Here is a 14,919-nt window from a genome sequence, read left to right on the forward strand (position 1 = left end):
ACAAACTCCCTTCCTATCGCTTCCGCTATCGATTTCGCTAGTGATGTCTTTCCTACCCCTGGAGGACCCACAAAACATATTATTGAGCCCCTCGGCTTCTTTACTCTTTTCAAAACAGCAAGGAACTCCAGAATTCTCTCCTTAACCTTCTCCATGCCGTAATGGTTGCTGTCTAGAATCTTCGCAGAGTTTGCTATATTCACTTTGGAATTTTTAAACTTCCCCCACGGAAGATCTAATAGCCATTGTAAATAGCTGGAAATAACGTTCGCTTCAGGAGACATCAAGTTCATCTTCCTGTAGCGTCTAAGATCATTCAGAGCACGTTCCTTAGCCTCTTTTGACAGTGGAGTAGCGTTGATCCTCTTCTCCAATTCATTGGCAGAGTCAATATCACAACAAGAGCTATCACTTTCTTCCAGCTCTTTCTGAATAGCCTTCAATTGTTCATTTAAATAGTAAACCTTGTGAGTACTCTCAACCTGAGACCGCACTCTGTCATCTATCTTCTTCTGCGCATTCAGCACCCCGATCTCTAGCTTTATCATGCTGTAGACCATGTCGAGCCGCTTTACTACGCAAAACTCCTCCATGACCTTCTGCTTATCTTCTATACTAACAAGAAGATGAGATGCTACAACGTCGGCCAAGTGCCCTAAACTCTTAATTTCGATAACAGACGCTACAACTTCAGGCTGTATCTTCTTGCTCAGCTTGCTCCAAACATCAAACTCCCTAAGCACAGATCTTCTCAGTGCTTCCACCTTGTTATCTATCTCTATGTCCTCGTTGTCTCCAACGACAAAAGCGCTTGCACTAAGGTAATCTTCCCCGTCTACAAACTCCAAAACTCTTGCCCTATTCTCAGCTTTCACCAGGACTTTTAACACGCCATCAGGTAGCCTCAACAACTGCACAATATCAGCAACGGTGCCCACTTTGTACAAATCAGAACTAGACGGGACATCCACAGACCCATCAATCTGAGTCAAGAGAAGAATCTTCCCCCCTTCATTCTTAGTCGCATACTCGAGAGCATTTACAGATTTACCCCGCCCTACAGAAAGGGGCATTACAACCTGCGGGAACACAACTGCATCACGCAGCATCAACACGGGCAGTAATACGCTTCCCTCTTCCATACTGAACATTCGCTATCTTCCCCTATTAGCACCTTTCATAACAATTCTTGCCCAAAACCAAGTTTTCAACCATAGTCCCATCTATAGAGACCTTGCTGTCCGCATGGGAACCTGGTTCAAACATAAAATCTAGTAGCAATGATTCCATTATAGCACGCAAACCCCTGGCACCGGTACCTCTTGCAACAGCCTTGCGGGCTATAGCCATTAATGCTCCCTGTTCGAAGCTTAATTCAATATTATCCATCTCAAATAATTTCGTGTACTGCTTAACAAGAGAGTTCTTGGGCTCTACGAGAACCTTGTATAAAGTCTCCTCATCTAGTTTACTTAACGAAGTTATTACGGGTATCCTTCCTATAAACTCGGGTATCAATCCAAATTTCACTAAATCTTCCGGCTCTGCACAGGACAAGACATCCCTTTTCTTGCTATCAGAAATGCTATGAACATCAGCCTCGAAGCCCATGCAACTACCCCTATTACGGGCCTCTATTATCTTCTCAAGCCCATCGAAAGCACCCCCAAAAATGAACAATATATTGTCAGTGCTAATCTGTATGAACTCCTGATGTGGATGCTTCCTACCACCCTGCGGGGGAACAGAGGATACAGTACCTTCTATCACTTTCAGCAACGCCTGCTGGACGCCTTCTCCAGATACATCCCTGGTTATGGATGCGTTTTCTGACTTTTTTGATATCTTATCAACTTCATCTATATATATTATCCCACGCTGCGCGGCCTCTACATTGAAATTAGCCGCCTGGAGCAATTTCAACAAAATATTCTCTACATCCTCACCAACATAGCCGGCTTCCGTAAGAGTTGTGGCATCTGCCATAGCAAAAGGCACCTGAAGTACCCGCGCCAACGTCCTGGCAAGCAATGTCTTACCAGAACCCGTGGGCCCTATCAGCAACACATTAGACTTCGATATCTCTACGTCGCTTATGACTCCCGAATTTCGCAAACGCTTATAGTGATTGTAGACAGCAACAGATAGTACCTTTTTGGTGTGCTCCTGCCCTATAACATACTCATCCAAGACTTCCTTTATTTCTCTGGGCTTTAAATCAAACTTCCCAGTACCAACGGGAAGGCTCTCCTCTTGCAGTATACCTCCACATAGCTCCACGCACTCATTGCAGATGTAAACTTCAGGCCCAGCTATGAGCTTTTTTACTTCACTATGAAGCTTGCTACAAAACGAACAGCTATATGAGCTCTTTCCTGTTTCAGACATTTACACTTCCTAAATTATACCAGCTCTCTACTCTCTCTTCTCTATAACCTTGTCGATTATACCGAAGCTCTTAGCCTGATCCGCGGTCATGAAGTTGTCCCTCTCCATGCTGCTCTCTACACTCTCCAAAGACTTGCCTGTATGCTTGACAAATATCGAATTTAAACGCTTTTTCACCTCCAGTATTTCACGCGCGTGAATCTCTATATCAGTCGCCTGACCCTGAAACCCACCAGACGGTTGGTGTATCATAATCCTTGAATTGGGTAGAGCATAGCGCATGCCTGTAGCACCCGCAGCTAGCAATAAAGACCCCATAGACGCCGCTTGGCCCATGCACAAAGTTGACACCTTGGGCTTTATATACTGCATAGTGTCGTATATAGACAAACCCGCAGTAACCACCCCTCCGGGAGAGTTTATATACATAGAAATATCCTTCTCAGGATTCTCAGCCTCTAAAAACACCAACTGAGCAACTACCAGGCTCGCCATGTTATCTTCTATGGGCCCCGTAATGAAGATTATCCTCTCCTTTAGCAGCCTAGAATATATATCATATGCACGCTCCCCCCTGCTGGTTTGCTCAACAACCATCGGTACCAAGTTCATAACTCCACCTTAACTAAACACAAACCTACGAGAACCATGCATATCACCCCTAACCGTCAGAAGAAAGAAGATCCTCAAGCTCCTTAACAGACATTACACGCTTCTCCTTTTTTGCCTTTGAGATTATATGTCTGACCACTTTATCTTCAAGGACTTTTCCCCTAACGTGATCCCTGAAATCACTCCTAGATCTTAGGAGCTTTAACACAGCCTCTACACTTTGTCCATAACCTAAATAATTGGCCCTTATAAACGACAATATATCCTGTGGCTCTATATTCACCCCTTCATCTTCTGCCACCTTCATTAAAATCATCCCAAGCTTGACACGCCTTTCAGCCTCTTGACGGACAGATCTACCTTCGTAAGAGAACTTGCTCCCGCCACGCGCTTCCTTCACCATTCTGCCCATTTCTTGAGACACTATGTACTCAGGAACATCGAAAGAGTACTTCTCATCCATGCACTTAAACAACTCTCTTTGCATCACTGCAATGCACATGTCCGCAAATTTTTCGTTCAATTTGTCTGTAGCAAACTTCACCAGATCATCCACCGATCCAAACGTACACTTAGCAGCCAGAGCTTCCCTGTCCATTTTTTCTTTCTTCTTCACTTCTAGTTTATGAAGCTGCACAGAGACATCAACATCCTTACCCGCCAAATGTTTAACAGGATAGTCGTCGGGAAATTGCATTTTGAAATCCCTGGATTCTCCACTCTTCATCCCAGAGATCTGCTTTTCAAAACTTTGAAGTAATGCCCCCTTGCCAATGGTGAATACCGCGCCGTTTGCGCTCCCACCCTTGATAACCTTTCCTCCAGAAGAAACTTTATAGTCAATAGTGACTTTGTCGCCAACAGCAACCCCGTGCCTGCTACTAGCAACCTTGAATTCCCTACAGTTGCTCTCTAGATCATCCAAAAATTCTTCTAAATCACCTTCAGAAACCTGCACTTCTACTTCTTCCAGGGCTATTTCGTCTAGATTTATCGCGGGAACTTCAGGCATAACTTCAAGCCTGAGTTCATACACTAAATTGTCGCCACCCTTGCCATCTTCAGCGCATACCTTGGGGTAAGAAATTACCTTAACTTCCGAAGTAACCAAATTGGTACTATAGCCATTTTCATCAAGGAACTCAGATGACGCGCTATCTATAATACGCGACACTACCTCCTTTGCTATACCCTCACCATGCATTCGCCTGATTAACTCAGGAGAAACCTTCCCCTTCCTGAATCCAGCAACCACGGCTCCAGATGCAGCTTCTCGCAGCCTCTCGTTAACCTTTTGCTCCAGATACTCGTTCCCGACGGAAAACTCATACCCTCGTTCCAATTTATTGTTGAAAACTTCCCTAACCACATAGAATCGCTGCATACAAATCACTCCACTATACCAGGTGCACAGGTGTGCGGATAGAGGGACTTGAACCCCCACGAGTATTCCTCACTAGGACCTAAACCTAGCACGTCTACCAATTCCGCCATATCCGCTTAAGGCAAACAAAGCATACGATCAACTACCTAGAAAGCATAGTCAACCCACACAACCCCCTTTTTCACGAAATGCTCCTTGAGCTCATCACCAGAAAGCTCCTGGTGGTTCCGGCGTGATTCGAACACGCGACACACTGATTAAGAGTCAGGTGCTCTACCACTGAGCTACGGAACCACATCACCAGACACGCACCACCGCAAGTACACTCAGAGCAGCACCGCTTCAAGCGTCCTTGATACTACCTTACCCAATGCATGTCAATAGTAAGATCGCTTATATTCTGAACTTGACCGCGAAAGACTTCTCTTGCCACATAAGAAGGCGTCATGCCACTTGTTGTTATTTTGGATACATCTGATACAATGGACTAATTTTATTCTTAATTCTAGCCTTTACAGGAGGTCGATATGAAAATTTCCGGAGTTCTATTGGGTATAATGGCATTGCTGTGCTTACAAGGATGCTTCATCTTCTCCAAAACTGACAGGAGAATTAAGAGCCCATGTGTTAGAGTACACGGAGGAGGAGATTGTGAGCGCCATCCCGTAAATACAGGCATTCCAGGTAAAGCACTATAGTTTGAGTTTTATGGTTGATGTACGGGTGCAAGCTAATTCCTCAGAAGGGAAGAGCAGCTTCTACGACACTTTCTCAAAGGTTTTTTCCACATGGTTTTGGTGTGGCAACTCTCCATATGCACCAGGAACGATCGGTAGTATAGGGGCTTTGCCACTGCTACCTTTCGCACTTCATAACTACGCATTTGGGGTTGTCATTTTCGCGGTGTTACTGGTACTGGGGTGGTTCACAGTGCGCAACTATGTTGCTCATAGGCAGGTGGGATGCGATCCATGTGAAGTGGTGATAGATGAAGTGTGCGGCCAGCTACTCACATTCATGATACCCATAATTCTCGAAAAGCGTGGTCTGGTGAGGCTATTTCCTGAGAATTCCTATGACATGATGTCAATGCCTATCTTTCTATGTTCCGGTGTTATTTTCTTTCGAGTCATTGACATAGTGAAGCCCTGGCCTGTATGTTTCGTGGACAAAAATGTAAAAGGTGCATTGGGAATAATGTGCGATGATTTGCTAGCTGCGATACCTGCAGCCGTGTTAGTGCTAGCAGTCATGAATCTAAAGCTTATATAATTTTCTGCAAATCTTGTGTGTTATTATGTGTGATGAAAAGCGTTATGAAGTGCATCCCTCCTCTCTTCCAACGCTTAACCTTCGTGAATACATGGCTTACACAATCAACATGTCAGGATGGAAAGTTCTGCAAGTGGGGAATCTTCTGCTTACCCTAAATGGCAAGCGGGATTCTCTATTTAACTATGTATTTCGTTTGGAGGGTTCACAGAAACAGTCTGAAGAATCGGCCGTTGAGGTTTTAGATTACTTATCGCGGGAAAAAATAGACGTAACATGGGTCGTTGACTCTCACGAAAAGCCTTGGGAATACTTTCTGGTAAACGATATAGGGCTTTCTCAACCTACGGTGATGAAAAAAACTTTTCTAAAGATACCTAAAATTGCATATAGTTCAACAGGTTATGAGAATTTGGATTTGGAGATCGTGAACACTGATGCTTCATTAGCTTTATTGGGGGAGTTAGCAGAGAAAATTTTCTATTGCAACTCTAGTGATCTAGCAATACTGTTGAAGGGCCTTACTAAGCAAGGGCAGTCGCGTTTGAGGTTTTTTATTGTCAAGTTCCTAGGCGCAGCTGTAGGCGTATGCGCTATGTACATTCACAATGAGGTTGTTGGACTGTATAGTGATGGTGTTTTGCCGGAGTACAGAAACATGGGCATAGCGAAGGAAGCGGTCTTACGGAGGTTGCACATAGCAGCTAGGGAGCAAGGGTGTAAGTATGCCGTTGCTCAGTGTAATGAGCAGTCTGTAAATCTGTATAGGAAGTTAGGTTTTAAAGTGACGGGTAACCTTTTTTTGTACTCCTTTCTCGCAGTTGAGTAGTATGTGCTTGAAAAAGTGAATACGTAGTTAGAAGATTTCATGTTTACGTATATTACCACTTATGTGCTGGTTTTTGTGTTGGCGGTTTTTACGATCTTTTCGTTCTATGCCAGCTTAAGCATAAATGACTTTAGGCACAGTAACAATTTGCTTACAAGCCTTATATTGTCACTTGGCGATGGGTTTTATCTATGGGACGAGAAAAAGCGTGTTGAGAGATTCTCTCCAAATCTACAGGTGCTGCTTAACAGTATCTTCTATTCTTTTAACGAGCTCGCGAACTTTTTTGAAGAGTCCGAGCAATTAGTGCGAAATTTTGAAGAAGCCAGGAAGATAAACAAGTCTTTTACTCTCGACTTGAAGGGAAGGGACTCCAAAATTTATTGCGTGTGCTACGGACAGAGTATAGTCGATAACCACGATCAAATAGTGGGTGTACTTTTGTGGATACAAGACGTTACAGAGAGCAGATCGCTAATATCGAATCTTAAGTATGAAAATGAGAGGCTTGCCAGGGAGATAGCAGATTGTAGGGACATAATGAACGTCCTGCCTTACCCTCTCTGGAAGAGAGTACAGGGTAGCACGGATGCCGAAATATATAACCAGTTCTATCTAAAGCTCACTAAAGACAATAAAAATGGCAGCATATTCTCTAAAAAGTCTGAATCCGGCAACATATCCATAAAAGAAAAATTATTCACGATAGTAGAGAATGAGCGGAGGGTGTATTCTCTTACTGAGGTGCCGACAGAGGCTGGTGATCTTGTGGGATATGGACAGGACGTGACACAGAATCTTCATCTCATGAAGGAGATAAAGGGGTACTCAAAAATGCAGAAAGTTCTGTTGAATAGCGTCCCCTGCGCAGCGGCACTGTATAGCAGCGACGGCAAATTGCTGTACTTTAATGAACACTTCCGTAAGTTTTGGCAGTTTGAGCGTTCATGGAGTGGAGTGGGTGCTACCTACTCCGATGTTATACGAATCATACATGACAGAGGAAAGTTTACGGACGACGGCACACTTAACTTGCTTAAGAAACAGCAGTACGAGCTTTTCGGAAAACTCGCAGAACCGTATTATGACACTTTGGCGCTGAAAAACGGCATGCTCGAGATATCCGTAGTTCCCAACCACAGACAAGAGCTCCTATTCTTATACAATAACACTGGAATAAAACACTCTCACCGAGAAAATACGCAATAGAACGTCATTCCTCTGATGCCCACTCCATCTGTATCGCTTCCAGAACTGCCTCGTTGCACTCTTCCCCTTCACAATCAAACCCAGGCAAGCCCATCACCATGTCTCGTAGTTCAGTAAATCTCAAGGAGAAAACATCTTGACCGGGATAGTGCATCCTAAGCGCTTCAACTATGTCTTCAGTATCTGTCCACTTCAAAATACTACCTCATCGCGCTCTATGGAAGAGGACATTATCTCTACATCTGCTCCTACAATCAAGAAAAAACTTCTCATGCAAAGATGAAACTGCAAAATACTACATGGCAGCTTTGGGGGTGTCTTACTTAGCAGAATTCCGCCTCAGTGTTTCCTATTACGTTCGTATGAAACGCACATAGTTTTCTGTTTTAGGCGGTTAAATTCGTTGACACATTTACTGAAAATGGTGATAATCCTCATCCTAGCGGCGTCGTTGAACTTTCGGTGTTAGTGTGCGCGTTGCTGTGTTTCTTTAAAATGTTCTCGGTTTTTGTGTAGGTGGTATGGTATCGGTTGTTAATAGGAAATACAGGGCAAGTCGTAGACTTGGAGTCAATCTATGGGGTAGGTCGAAGGATCCGTTTAATACAAGAAATTACCCGCCTGGACAGCACGGAAACATGGGGTACAAGAAGCTATCAAGCTTTGGTAAGCAGTTTGCTGCCCATCAAAAATTCAAGTGTTATTACGCGGTCTCCAGCAGACAGTTAAGGAACGCGTTTCTCAAAGCGTACAAGAAGCGCGGTGATACTGGTGACAACTTGGTCAGTGCGCTGGAGTGTCGTTTAGCTTCGTTCGTTTACAACGCAGGTTTTGCTCCCACTATATTTTCTGCTAGGCAGCTCGTATCCCATAAGCACGTGACTGTTAATGACAAGATTGTGAGCATTCCAAGTTTTTCTGTAAAGCCAGGGGACGTAGTTAAGTTGCGTGAGAGTGCAACACAACTGCCTATGGTTATTGCTGCTATGCAATCTCAGGAGCACAAAGTTCCTGACTACCTGGAAGTAACTACAGAACAGCATTCAGCGAAGTGTTTGAGGACTCCTAAGTACTCTGAGGTACCTTATCCTGCGCAAATGGAAGTTAATCTAGTTGTTGAGTTCTTCTCCGGGTAGCGGGTTATTTTTCTGTCCATGTGGCGGAATCGGTAGACGCTGCGGACTTAAAATCCGCTGACCTCACGGTCGTGGGAGTTCAAGTCTCCCCATGGGCACGTTTTATGCACTTACGGGTTCTGTTTTCGCGCGCTGGGGCGGGTCTTTTTTTCGCGTTTATAAACTGTTGAATTGGGCCCCAAAACTGCTATAGAATGCCTGGTGATAGTTCTTTTATTGCGAAGTATGAGGGACGGGTTCAGGCATGCGGCATTCTTATCTGGGGTGTTCTTGTGCGCATTTTGCGTAATAATAATAGCGCGTCCTGTACTTGCATCCTGCTTCACTGCAACTGCTGTTGCGTATCTTTTAAACCCTATAGTAAACAAGCTTGAACAGTCTGGAACTCCCAGATCGGTATCATCCTTTCTAATAATCTTTGCCGCTGCATGCATGCTTTGTGGTGTTGTGGTGTTCTTGACTCCTGTTCTGTATTCTCAAGCTCTGGGCATTATAAAACTGCTGATGGACAAAGTGCCGTTTATTGATTTGGACGAGATAATGAACTCCATTAGTATGGGCAACTCCGTTCTTGATGATGACTTAGAAGCTCCTTACAGCGGACCTATGGAATTCATAACAGAGAATCTTCTGAGCAAGAGCAGCGATGACTTATTGAAGTTTTTCCGTGAAACGTACAGGTATTTTGGAAAACTCATAGCTGGCATAGCCACTTCTAGCGTAGGTATAGGAAACTATATAGTAAAGGTATTTATAAGCTTCTTGCTGTCGTTCTACATACTATGGCATTGGCCAGTAATAGTAAAAAACATAATGCTGCTTATTCCCAAGCGTTATGTGAAAAATTTTTCCTCCTTTATGGCAATGGTGGACGACATTGTGTCCTCTTATCTTAGAGGACAGCTCACTGTATGTATAATAATGTCGTGTTATTACTGCGGTTGCTTTGTAGCTGTTGGACTGGAGTACTCCTTAATAGTGGGATTTATTTCTGGGCTTATGATATTCATTCCCTACATAGGTCCGATTTTCAGCGTAGTACTGGGCATATGTGTTGCCTTATATCAAGACATGGGGACCACTAGTATGACAATTGTTGCTGCTATCTTCATAGTTGGACACGTACTGGAAGCGCATGTAATCACACCTGCCATAATAGGCACCAAGTTGCACATGAGTCCAGCATGGCTAGTCATAGGCATGGTAGTGCTTACTTATCACGCTGGGTTTTTAGGTGCTTTGCTCTCTTTTCCTCTCACTGCAATACTGGGAGTATTAGTGCAGGACGCAGTAAAAAGGTATCTCAATAGCGGCTTTTACCTAGGTAAGTAGCTCATGTACAGGCAGTTAAAACTATTCGACGTAAAGGAAGGACACTCTTATCAGTGCTCTGATTACATATTATTGGAGGACAACAAGCACACTTACAACCTTCTGATGAACAACGATACTTGGAACTGCTTCCTACTGTATGGTAAGCCTGGATCTGGGAAAACGCACTTAGCGCACATATGGCAGGAATTGAAGAGGGCCGTTTTTATAACCTATGATGTGATATCCTCCTCAATAAATGCAATATATCGGAGTAATGCTGTTATAATCGAGGATATTGATAGCCCCATAGATGAGTCGTGGGTATTTCATTGCTATAACTACGCAAAAGAGATTGGCAGACCACTGCTTATGACTTCTTCCACGCCTCCTAACCACATAGACTATAAATTAAAGGATCTAAAGTCGCGTATAGTATCCACGATGAGTGCAAGTTTGGCTGACCCGACAGAAGAATTGCTCAGAATAGCCCTGGTAAAACTTTTTACAAACTTACAGATGCACACAGATGCAAAAACTATCAACTATATACTCAACAACACAGAAAGGTCGTTTAAGAAGATCAGTGACATAGTAAACTTGATATACACAGAATTGCCAGGAAGTGCTAGTGGGGTTACCATTCCTTTCGTCAGGTCCATATTGCGTAGAGGAGGGGCACAGTTTGTATAAGGGAAAAGTACTCAGTATAGCTGGATCAGATCCCAGTGGGGGAGCTGGAGTACAAGCAGATATAAAGACTATTACGGCATTAGGTTGTTACGCGGCAACGTGTATAACTTCCATAACTGCACAAAATACCACGGGTGTTTTTGCTTCTTGGGACATGACCACTGAGGTCCTAGAAAAACAAATGACTGCAGTTTTGTCTGATATAAAGATGGACTCTATAAAAATCGGTATGCTGCCTGTAGCATTGATAGATATAATTTCCGAGCTTCTGCCAAGCGATGGCACACCCATTATATTAGATCCCGTAATGGTTGCTACATCGGGAGCAATATTGGTCGATTATCAACGTTTTAGTAGCGCTATATCACCCCTGGCAAGCAAGATTTTCCTTATTACCCCGAATATAACGGAAGCAGAAACGATATCAGGCATGAAGATACGTTCAAAACAGGATATGATACATGCTGGTACAGACATAATGGAACGCACTAATATAAGTCGCGTATTGGTAAAGGGGGGAAAATTTAGTGAAAAATACATAGAAAGCATACTTGTTACAGAGCACGGCACATCCTCCTTTAGCAACGAGTACATACCAGGTGTATTTCATGGTACTGGATGCACCTTATCCTCTGCCATAGCAAGTTTTATGGCCCAGAAAATATCTTTAGAACAATCAATACACCTGGCAATAGACTATTTAGTAGGCACATTGAAAAATGTACCCAAAATCGGCAACGGAAACAGCCCCGTCTTTCACAACTATAGTGCAGCATCTGCACTACAGCTGTAAAACACGACACCATGCGCAACGGCCGCAATAACACAACTTTATCGCCGCATTAAGCAAGCCGCACTACCCAATAGTAACTTGCGCGTTTTTATAAAATAATGAAGACTACCTCACACCACGACCTTGTGCTGTATCTTTTGCTGCACTATCGTTAATCCTTAGGGCATGAGATTGCTGCTGCCCCTCTGCTGCCGTACCATATGCAACACCTGAGTTTGTTAAAGAGCTTGCTGCTTCTTCTAAAGATGGGACATCTGCACAACTTACTGCCACTACTGGACTACGCCCTGCTGGACTCAGATCCCTTGCCACCGTTGCCCTAATACCTGCGGGATCTGCGCGACCATTCCTGCTTCTGCCGGGCCGTTGTCCGTCCACACTATTTATTGTCACTACTGGACTACGTCCTATTGGACTCAGATCCCTTGCTACCCCTGCCTTAATACCCACAGGAGAACGCACGGGTTTTTCCGCACGACCGCGAGTTTTGTTGACAGTAGCATAGAGCCCTTGTTCAGCTTCTTTAGCGGCACCACCGCTGACCTTTAGACCATAGGATACCTGCCCTCTTGTACCATACGAAACAGTTGCTGCCCCTGATTTTGAGTGGTTTATTGCTTGTTCTTGTACGTTTACACGATCTATTGTCACTACTGAACTACGCTCTACCGAAGTTATACCTTTTGCTACTTCCGCCTTAATACCCTTAAGATTAGAATCTTTGGCTTCTTCTGCCCTAACGACCGGACGACTCTTGATGGCCCTAGTCACATTTAACATATAAAAGCGCAAGCTATCTACCACCTCACTGGCATACTGTCCAATTTCATTTCGAACTTCCCTACCAGTGTCGTAAACGCATTGTTTTGCAACTCCCCACTGTGCAGGACATGAATTTATCCCTGCGTTTGTCACAACAGGCACAAGCATAAGAGAATTCACAGAAACAGCTCTTGCGCAACCAACCACGGCACTTCCAAGACTAGCAACTCTCTCAAACAATCTCATGGCAGTACCAACAACTATAAATGGCCAAGGAGAAGTGAACATACCTCCTATAGCTGTTCCCCTACTACGGGAGATAGCTAAATGCTGAACCTTGTTCTCACACATATTTGCCACACTAGCCAATAGCTTTTTCGCCCCATTAAGTAGCGCATGTGGTACCAACCATGCTACGTTCAGCATCCCCGCCATAATATTGAACGGCAGAGCCACCAGTACAGTAGCACTCCAGATAGTCTTTCCTGTGCGGTTATTAACTACACGTCTCATTTCAGGACTTACTTCTGCGTTGTAGACCGCTTTCATAACTCTCCGGTCATTGTCTACGCCTCTTATGGTAGGCATTATATTGCCTCTACTATCGCAAGCGATGACCATTCTCTTATTTTGGTATTGTGAAGGCGGGCTTAGCCATAGCGCATCAAGCGCAGCCCTCTCTTGGTTAGTATTGATAGCATAAAGCTTTTTTCCATCCATTGTGATGATGCGTTCTCCATCCGCACCTTTTAATGGAGATAAAGGAAATGAGACCTTTTCCTTACCACCAGTGTCAACTATAAGCTCTCCCTTTTCAATCCTCATGTTCCGTCCGAAGCTATGTGGAGGTAAAAGTTCACACTGCTGATTTCTGTCCACAACCTGCGTTACAAGTGCCGGTATTCTTACCGTCTTATCCTTAGCAAACCCCTTGGGATCAAGAAATGCTATGGTCCTAACATTCAATGTAAGAAACTGAAAACCCGATATAGCACCATTCTTCAGGATGCCTAATCCGCTATACAGCGTATCTAAATTACCGCTATTGAGCACACGAAGCAGACCTTCGGCACCACGCCTAATAATGGACATCACAATCCTCCAAATGTTCCTTATACAATAAGTAGCTACATACCAACTTATAGTAAGTAGCATATTTATATTTGTTTAAACACGCCTTAATATATTCACGCGCGACAGGGCAACCCCGTAGTACAAGTCATGATATAAAACTGCAGAACGCGCTTCTTGCGAGTAAGCACATACTTTCTGGAAAAAGCTTAGCTTAGTGACGTTGATATAGCGCTAATCTCGCCACATCACTGAGGGTATTGCTGCATAACCGGGAGTTGCTGTATTGTATCCAACCGTACCCCTCGGTATACCACTATAAACTTGCAATAACACTCATCGTTGACATAAACCACGTGTAATTACTGCGTGTCGTATATGTATATCATTAAAGTTGAGTAAAAGTATTACCCAACAAGTCACATGCGAGTAAAAAATCCGTATCACCGACTAATTCGTAACCACAAATAACAAAAAATAACACCAGAAAATCAAAAACAGCAATATTATAAAATCACGCCATTTTTCATAGCATTTCTGTTGTTTTACTGCAGTAGAAGACCAAATGGCTACAACTTGCGCTCTAATGTCACACCAATCCCCAGGAAATGATGCTGTTGCGCACTATTACTATCAGTACAGCAGCAACGGTAGCACCCCCCAACAATCTAAAAAAAGTTATTAATAGAGACCTGATAGCTTTGGTGTGAACGTAGTCCTCTAGCACCACTTGCACCCCAACCACTCCGTGATAAACAGCTACCGGAAGAAATAAGGCACTAAACAAACCCCTATACCCAGTAGTCAGCAGAAGAAAGCCCTCGACAAGATCAGAGGAAATAAGGACAGCAAAGAAAAAAAATGGAGCAGGCAACAACAACACAGCTGTGATTCGCTGCATCCACCAGTGCATAACGCTCCCGTGGCCCGACATATAACTAACCTAATAACCACAGCACTAACAACACGAGACAGGCAAGCCCAGCCGCGCCTAACATGACACAACCACTCCAGGTAGCAGCTGATTTACTGAAACCAATACCACAATCCCAAAAAAGATGCCTCACCCCATTACAGTAGTGATAGCACATAGTACCAGACCAACCCACGAGCACAAATCTCAGAAAATAATGTACTAACGGAGATTCCAATAACCTAACTGAAAAATCTGGAAAGAAGCCGAGCAATACCATAATCCACGAGAATAATACCACCCCCGCAAATACTAATACGCCTGTAGCCCTATGGGCTATCGAAAGCCACGCAGTGAAAGGCAGCCTGTACACGCCCAAATGAGGAGACAAAGGCCTAGTCTTTGGCGCCACGTAACCCCTGCTAATTTACAATAGAAATGAAGACGGCGGCACATCTTACACTACACACCACCATAAGATGGCACGAGTGTAAAAAAGCCTAAAGGAGGTAATCCAGCCGCAGGTTCACCTACAGCTACCTTGTT

At 44.0% G+C, this 14,919-nt stretch carries 16 protein-coding genes and 3 tRNA genes; 9 read left to right on the top strand and 10 right to left on the bottom strand.

Annotated features, from left to right (window positions below):
* From R4I06_RS02745 to R4I06_RS02770, 6 genes are all read right to left on the bottom strand, one after another.
* Positions 1-1,142, bottom strand: a 1,142-nt coding sequence (locus R4I06_RS02745) for an LON peptidase substrate-binding domain-containing protein (protein WP_334414030.1), incomplete at its 3' end; no start/stop codon positions are given.
* A 25-nt stretch (positions 1,143-1,167) separates the two neighbouring features.
* Positions 1,168-2,388, bottom strand: coding sequence for an ATP-dependent Clp protease ATP-binding subunit ClpX (gene clpX / locus R4I06_RS02750; protein ID WP_334414010.1), 1,221 nt, complete (start codon positions 2,386-2,388; stop codon positions 1,168-1,170).
* 27 nt (positions 2,389-2,415) lie between these two features.
* Positions 2,416-3,000, bottom strand: a complete 585-nt coding sequence (clpP, locus tag R4I06_RS02755; RefSeq protein WP_334414011.1) for an ATP-dependent Clp endopeptidase proteolytic subunit ClpP — start codon at positions 2,998-3,000, stop codon at positions 2,416-2,418.
* Between the two features lie 49 nt (positions 3,001-3,049).
* A complete protein-coding gene (tig, locus tag R4I06_RS02760; protein ID WP_334414013.1) occupies positions 3,050-4,384 on the bottom strand; it encodes a trigger factor in 1,335 nt (444 codons plus the stop codon).
* A 33-nt stretch (positions 4,385-4,417) separates the two neighbouring features.
* Positions 4,418-4,500 (bottom strand) — tRNA-Leu (locus R4I06_RS02765).
* Positions 4,501-4,603: 103 nt separating this feature from the next.
* A tRNA-Lys gene (locus R4I06_RS02770) sits at positions 4,604-4,678 on the bottom strand.
* A 233-nt stretch (positions 4,679-4,911) separates the two neighbouring features.
* Here R4I06_RS02770 and R4I06_RS02775 point away from each other — a divergent pair.
* From R4I06_RS02775 to R4I06_RS02790, 4 genes are read left to right on the top strand one after another with little or no spacing between them, the layout of a single operon-like run.
* Positions 4,912-5,082: a hypothetical protein gene (locus R4I06_RS02775; protein WP_334414015.1), complete on the top strand. Its 171-nt coding sequence runs from the start codon at positions 4,912-4,914 to the stop codon at positions 5,080-5,082.
* Positions 5,083-5,092: 10 nt separating this feature from the next.
* The gene (locus tag R4I06_RS02780; protein ID WP_334414016.1) at positions 5,093-5,656 is read left to right on the top strand and encodes a phosphatidylglycerophosphatase A family protein; all 564 of its coding nucleotides are present in this window, start codon (positions 5,093-5,095) and stop codon (positions 5,654-5,656) included.
* A gap of 25 nt (positions 5,657-5,681) precedes the next feature.
* On the top strand, positions 5,682-6,485 hold the full coding sequence (locus R4I06_RS02785; protein ID WP_334414018.1) for a GNAT family N-acetyltransferase: 804 nt from the start codon (positions 5,682-5,684) through the stop codon (positions 6,483-6,485).
* A 39-nt stretch (positions 6,486-6,524) separates the two neighbouring features.
* Entirely contained in the window at positions 6,525-7,694 is a 1,170-nt protein-coding gene (locus tag R4I06_RS02790; RefSeq protein WP_334414019.1) for a hypothetical protein, read from the top strand.
* Positions 7,695-7,698: 4 nt separating this feature from the next.
* Here R4I06_RS02790 and iscX read toward each other — a convergent pair whose 3' ends face one another.
* A complete protein-coding gene (gene iscX / locus R4I06_RS02795) occupies positions 7,699-7,890 on the bottom strand; it encodes a Fe-S cluster assembly protein IscX (protein ID WP_334414020.1) in 192 nt (63 codons plus the stop codon).
* A 325-nt stretch (positions 7,891-8,215) separates the two neighbouring features.
* Between iscX and rpsD the strand changes: the two genes are divergently transcribed.
* The 5 genes from rpsD to thiD all read left to right on the top strand — a co-directional run bounded on the left by rpsD (position 8,216) and on the right by thiD (position 11,627).
* Positions 8,216-8,830, top strand: a complete 615-nt coding sequence (rpsD, locus tag R4I06_RS02800; RefSeq protein WP_334414021.1) for a 30S ribosomal protein S4 — start codon at positions 8,216-8,218, stop codon at positions 8,828-8,830.
* A gap of 14 nt (positions 8,831-8,844) precedes the next feature.
* Positions 8,845-8,928 (top strand) — tRNA-Leu (locus R4I06_RS02805).
* A gap of 127 nt (positions 8,929-9,055) precedes the next feature.
* Entirely contained in the window at positions 9,056-10,162 is a 1,107-nt protein-coding gene (locus R4I06_RS02810) for an AI-2E family transporter (protein ID WP_334414023.1), read from the top strand.
* Positions 10,163-10,165: 3 nt separating this feature from the next.
* Positions 10,166-10,834 carry a P-loop NTPase family protein gene (locus R4I06_RS02815; RefSeq protein WP_334414024.1) on the top strand — a complete coding sequence of 223 codons (669 nt, stop codon included), beginning with the start codon at positions 10,166-10,168 and terminating at the stop codon, positions 10,832-10,834.
* The gene (gene thiD, locus R4I06_RS02820; protein ID WP_334414025.1) at positions 10,773-11,627 is read left to right on the top strand and encodes a bifunctional hydroxymethylpyrimidine kinase/phosphomethylpyrimidine kinase; all 855 of its coding nucleotides are present in this window, start codon (positions 10,773-10,775) and stop codon (positions 11,625-11,627) included. Before R4I06_RS02815 ends, thiD begins: the two co-directional genes overlap by 62 nt.
* Positions 11,628-11,732: 105 nt before the next feature.
* Here thiD and R4I06_RS02825 read toward each other — a convergent pair whose 3' ends face one another.
* The 3 genes from R4I06_RS02825 to sdhC all read right to left on the bottom strand — a co-directional run bounded on the left by R4I06_RS02825 (position 11,733) and on the right by sdhC (position 14,785).
* The gene (locus tag R4I06_RS02825; RefSeq protein ID WP_334414027.1) at positions 11,733-13,481 is read right to left on the bottom strand and encodes a hypothetical protein; all 1,749 of its coding nucleotides are present in this window, start codon (positions 13,479-13,481) and stop codon (positions 11,733-11,735) included.
* 568 nt (positions 13,482-14,049) lie between these two features.
* Entirely contained in the window at positions 14,050-14,394 is a 345-nt protein-coding gene (gene sdhD, locus R4I06_RS02830) for a succinate dehydrogenase, hydrophobic membrane anchor protein (RefSeq protein ID WP_334414028.1), read from the bottom strand.
* 4 nt (positions 14,395-14,398) lie between these two features.
* Positions 14,399-14,785: a succinate dehydrogenase, cytochrome b556 subunit gene (sdhC, locus tag R4I06_RS02835; protein ID WP_334414029.1), complete on the bottom strand. Its 387-nt coding sequence runs from the start codon at positions 14,783-14,785 to the stop codon at positions 14,399-14,401.
* Positions 14,786-14,919: the final 134 nt, after the last annotated feature.

Origin of the sequence: Anaplasma bovis, assembly GCF_036903315.1 — a bacterium.
GTDB lineage: Bacteria > Pseudomonadota > Alphaproteobacteria > Rickettsiales > Anaplasmataceae > Anaplasma > Anaplasma bovis.

Coding starts and splice junctions, on each gene's coding strand:
- clpX (WP_334414010.1), bottom strand. CDS start 2,388: ATGTCTGAAACAGGAAAGAGCTCATATAGCTGTTCGTTTTGTAGCAAG.
- clpP (WP_334414011.1), bottom strand. CDS start 3,000: ATGAACTTGGTACCGATGGTTGTTGAGCAAACCAGCAGGGGGGAGCGT.
- tig (WP_334414013.1), bottom strand. CDS start 4,384: ATGCAGCGATTCTATGTGGTTAGGGAAGTTTTCAACAATAAATTGGAA.
- R4I06_RS02775 (WP_334414015.1), top strand. CDS start 4,912: ATGAAAATTTCCGGAGTTCTATTGGGTATAATGGCATTGCTGTGCTTA.
- R4I06_RS02780 (WP_334414016.1), top strand. CDS start 5,093: ATGGTTGATGTACGGGTGCAAGCTAATTCCTCAGAAGGGAAGAGCAGC.
- R4I06_RS02785 (WP_334414018.1), top strand. CDS start 5,682: ATGTGTGATGAAAAGCGTTATGAAGTGCATCCCTCCTCTCTTCCAACG.
- R4I06_RS02790 (WP_334414019.1), top strand. CDS start 6,525: ATGTTTACGTATATTACCACTTATGTGCTGGTTTTTGTGTTGGCGGTT.
- rpsD (WP_334414021.1), top strand. CDS start 8,216: ATGGTATCGGTTGTTAATAGGAAATACAGGGCAAGTCGTAGACTTGGA.
- R4I06_RS02810 (WP_334414023.1), top strand. CDS start 9,056: ATGAGGGACGGGTTCAGGCATGCGGCATTCTTATCTGGGGTGTTCTTG.
- R4I06_RS02815 (WP_334414024.1), top strand. CDS start 10,166: ATGTACAGGCAGTTAAAACTATTCGACGTAAAGGAAGGACACTCTTAT.
- R4I06_RS02825 (WP_334414027.1), bottom strand. CDS start 13,481: ATGTCCATTATTAGGCGTGGTGCCGAAGGTCTGCTTCGTGTGCTCAAT.
- sdhD (WP_334414028.1), bottom strand. CDS start 14,394: ATGTCGGGCCACGGGAGCGTTATGCACTGGTGGATGCAGCGAATCACA.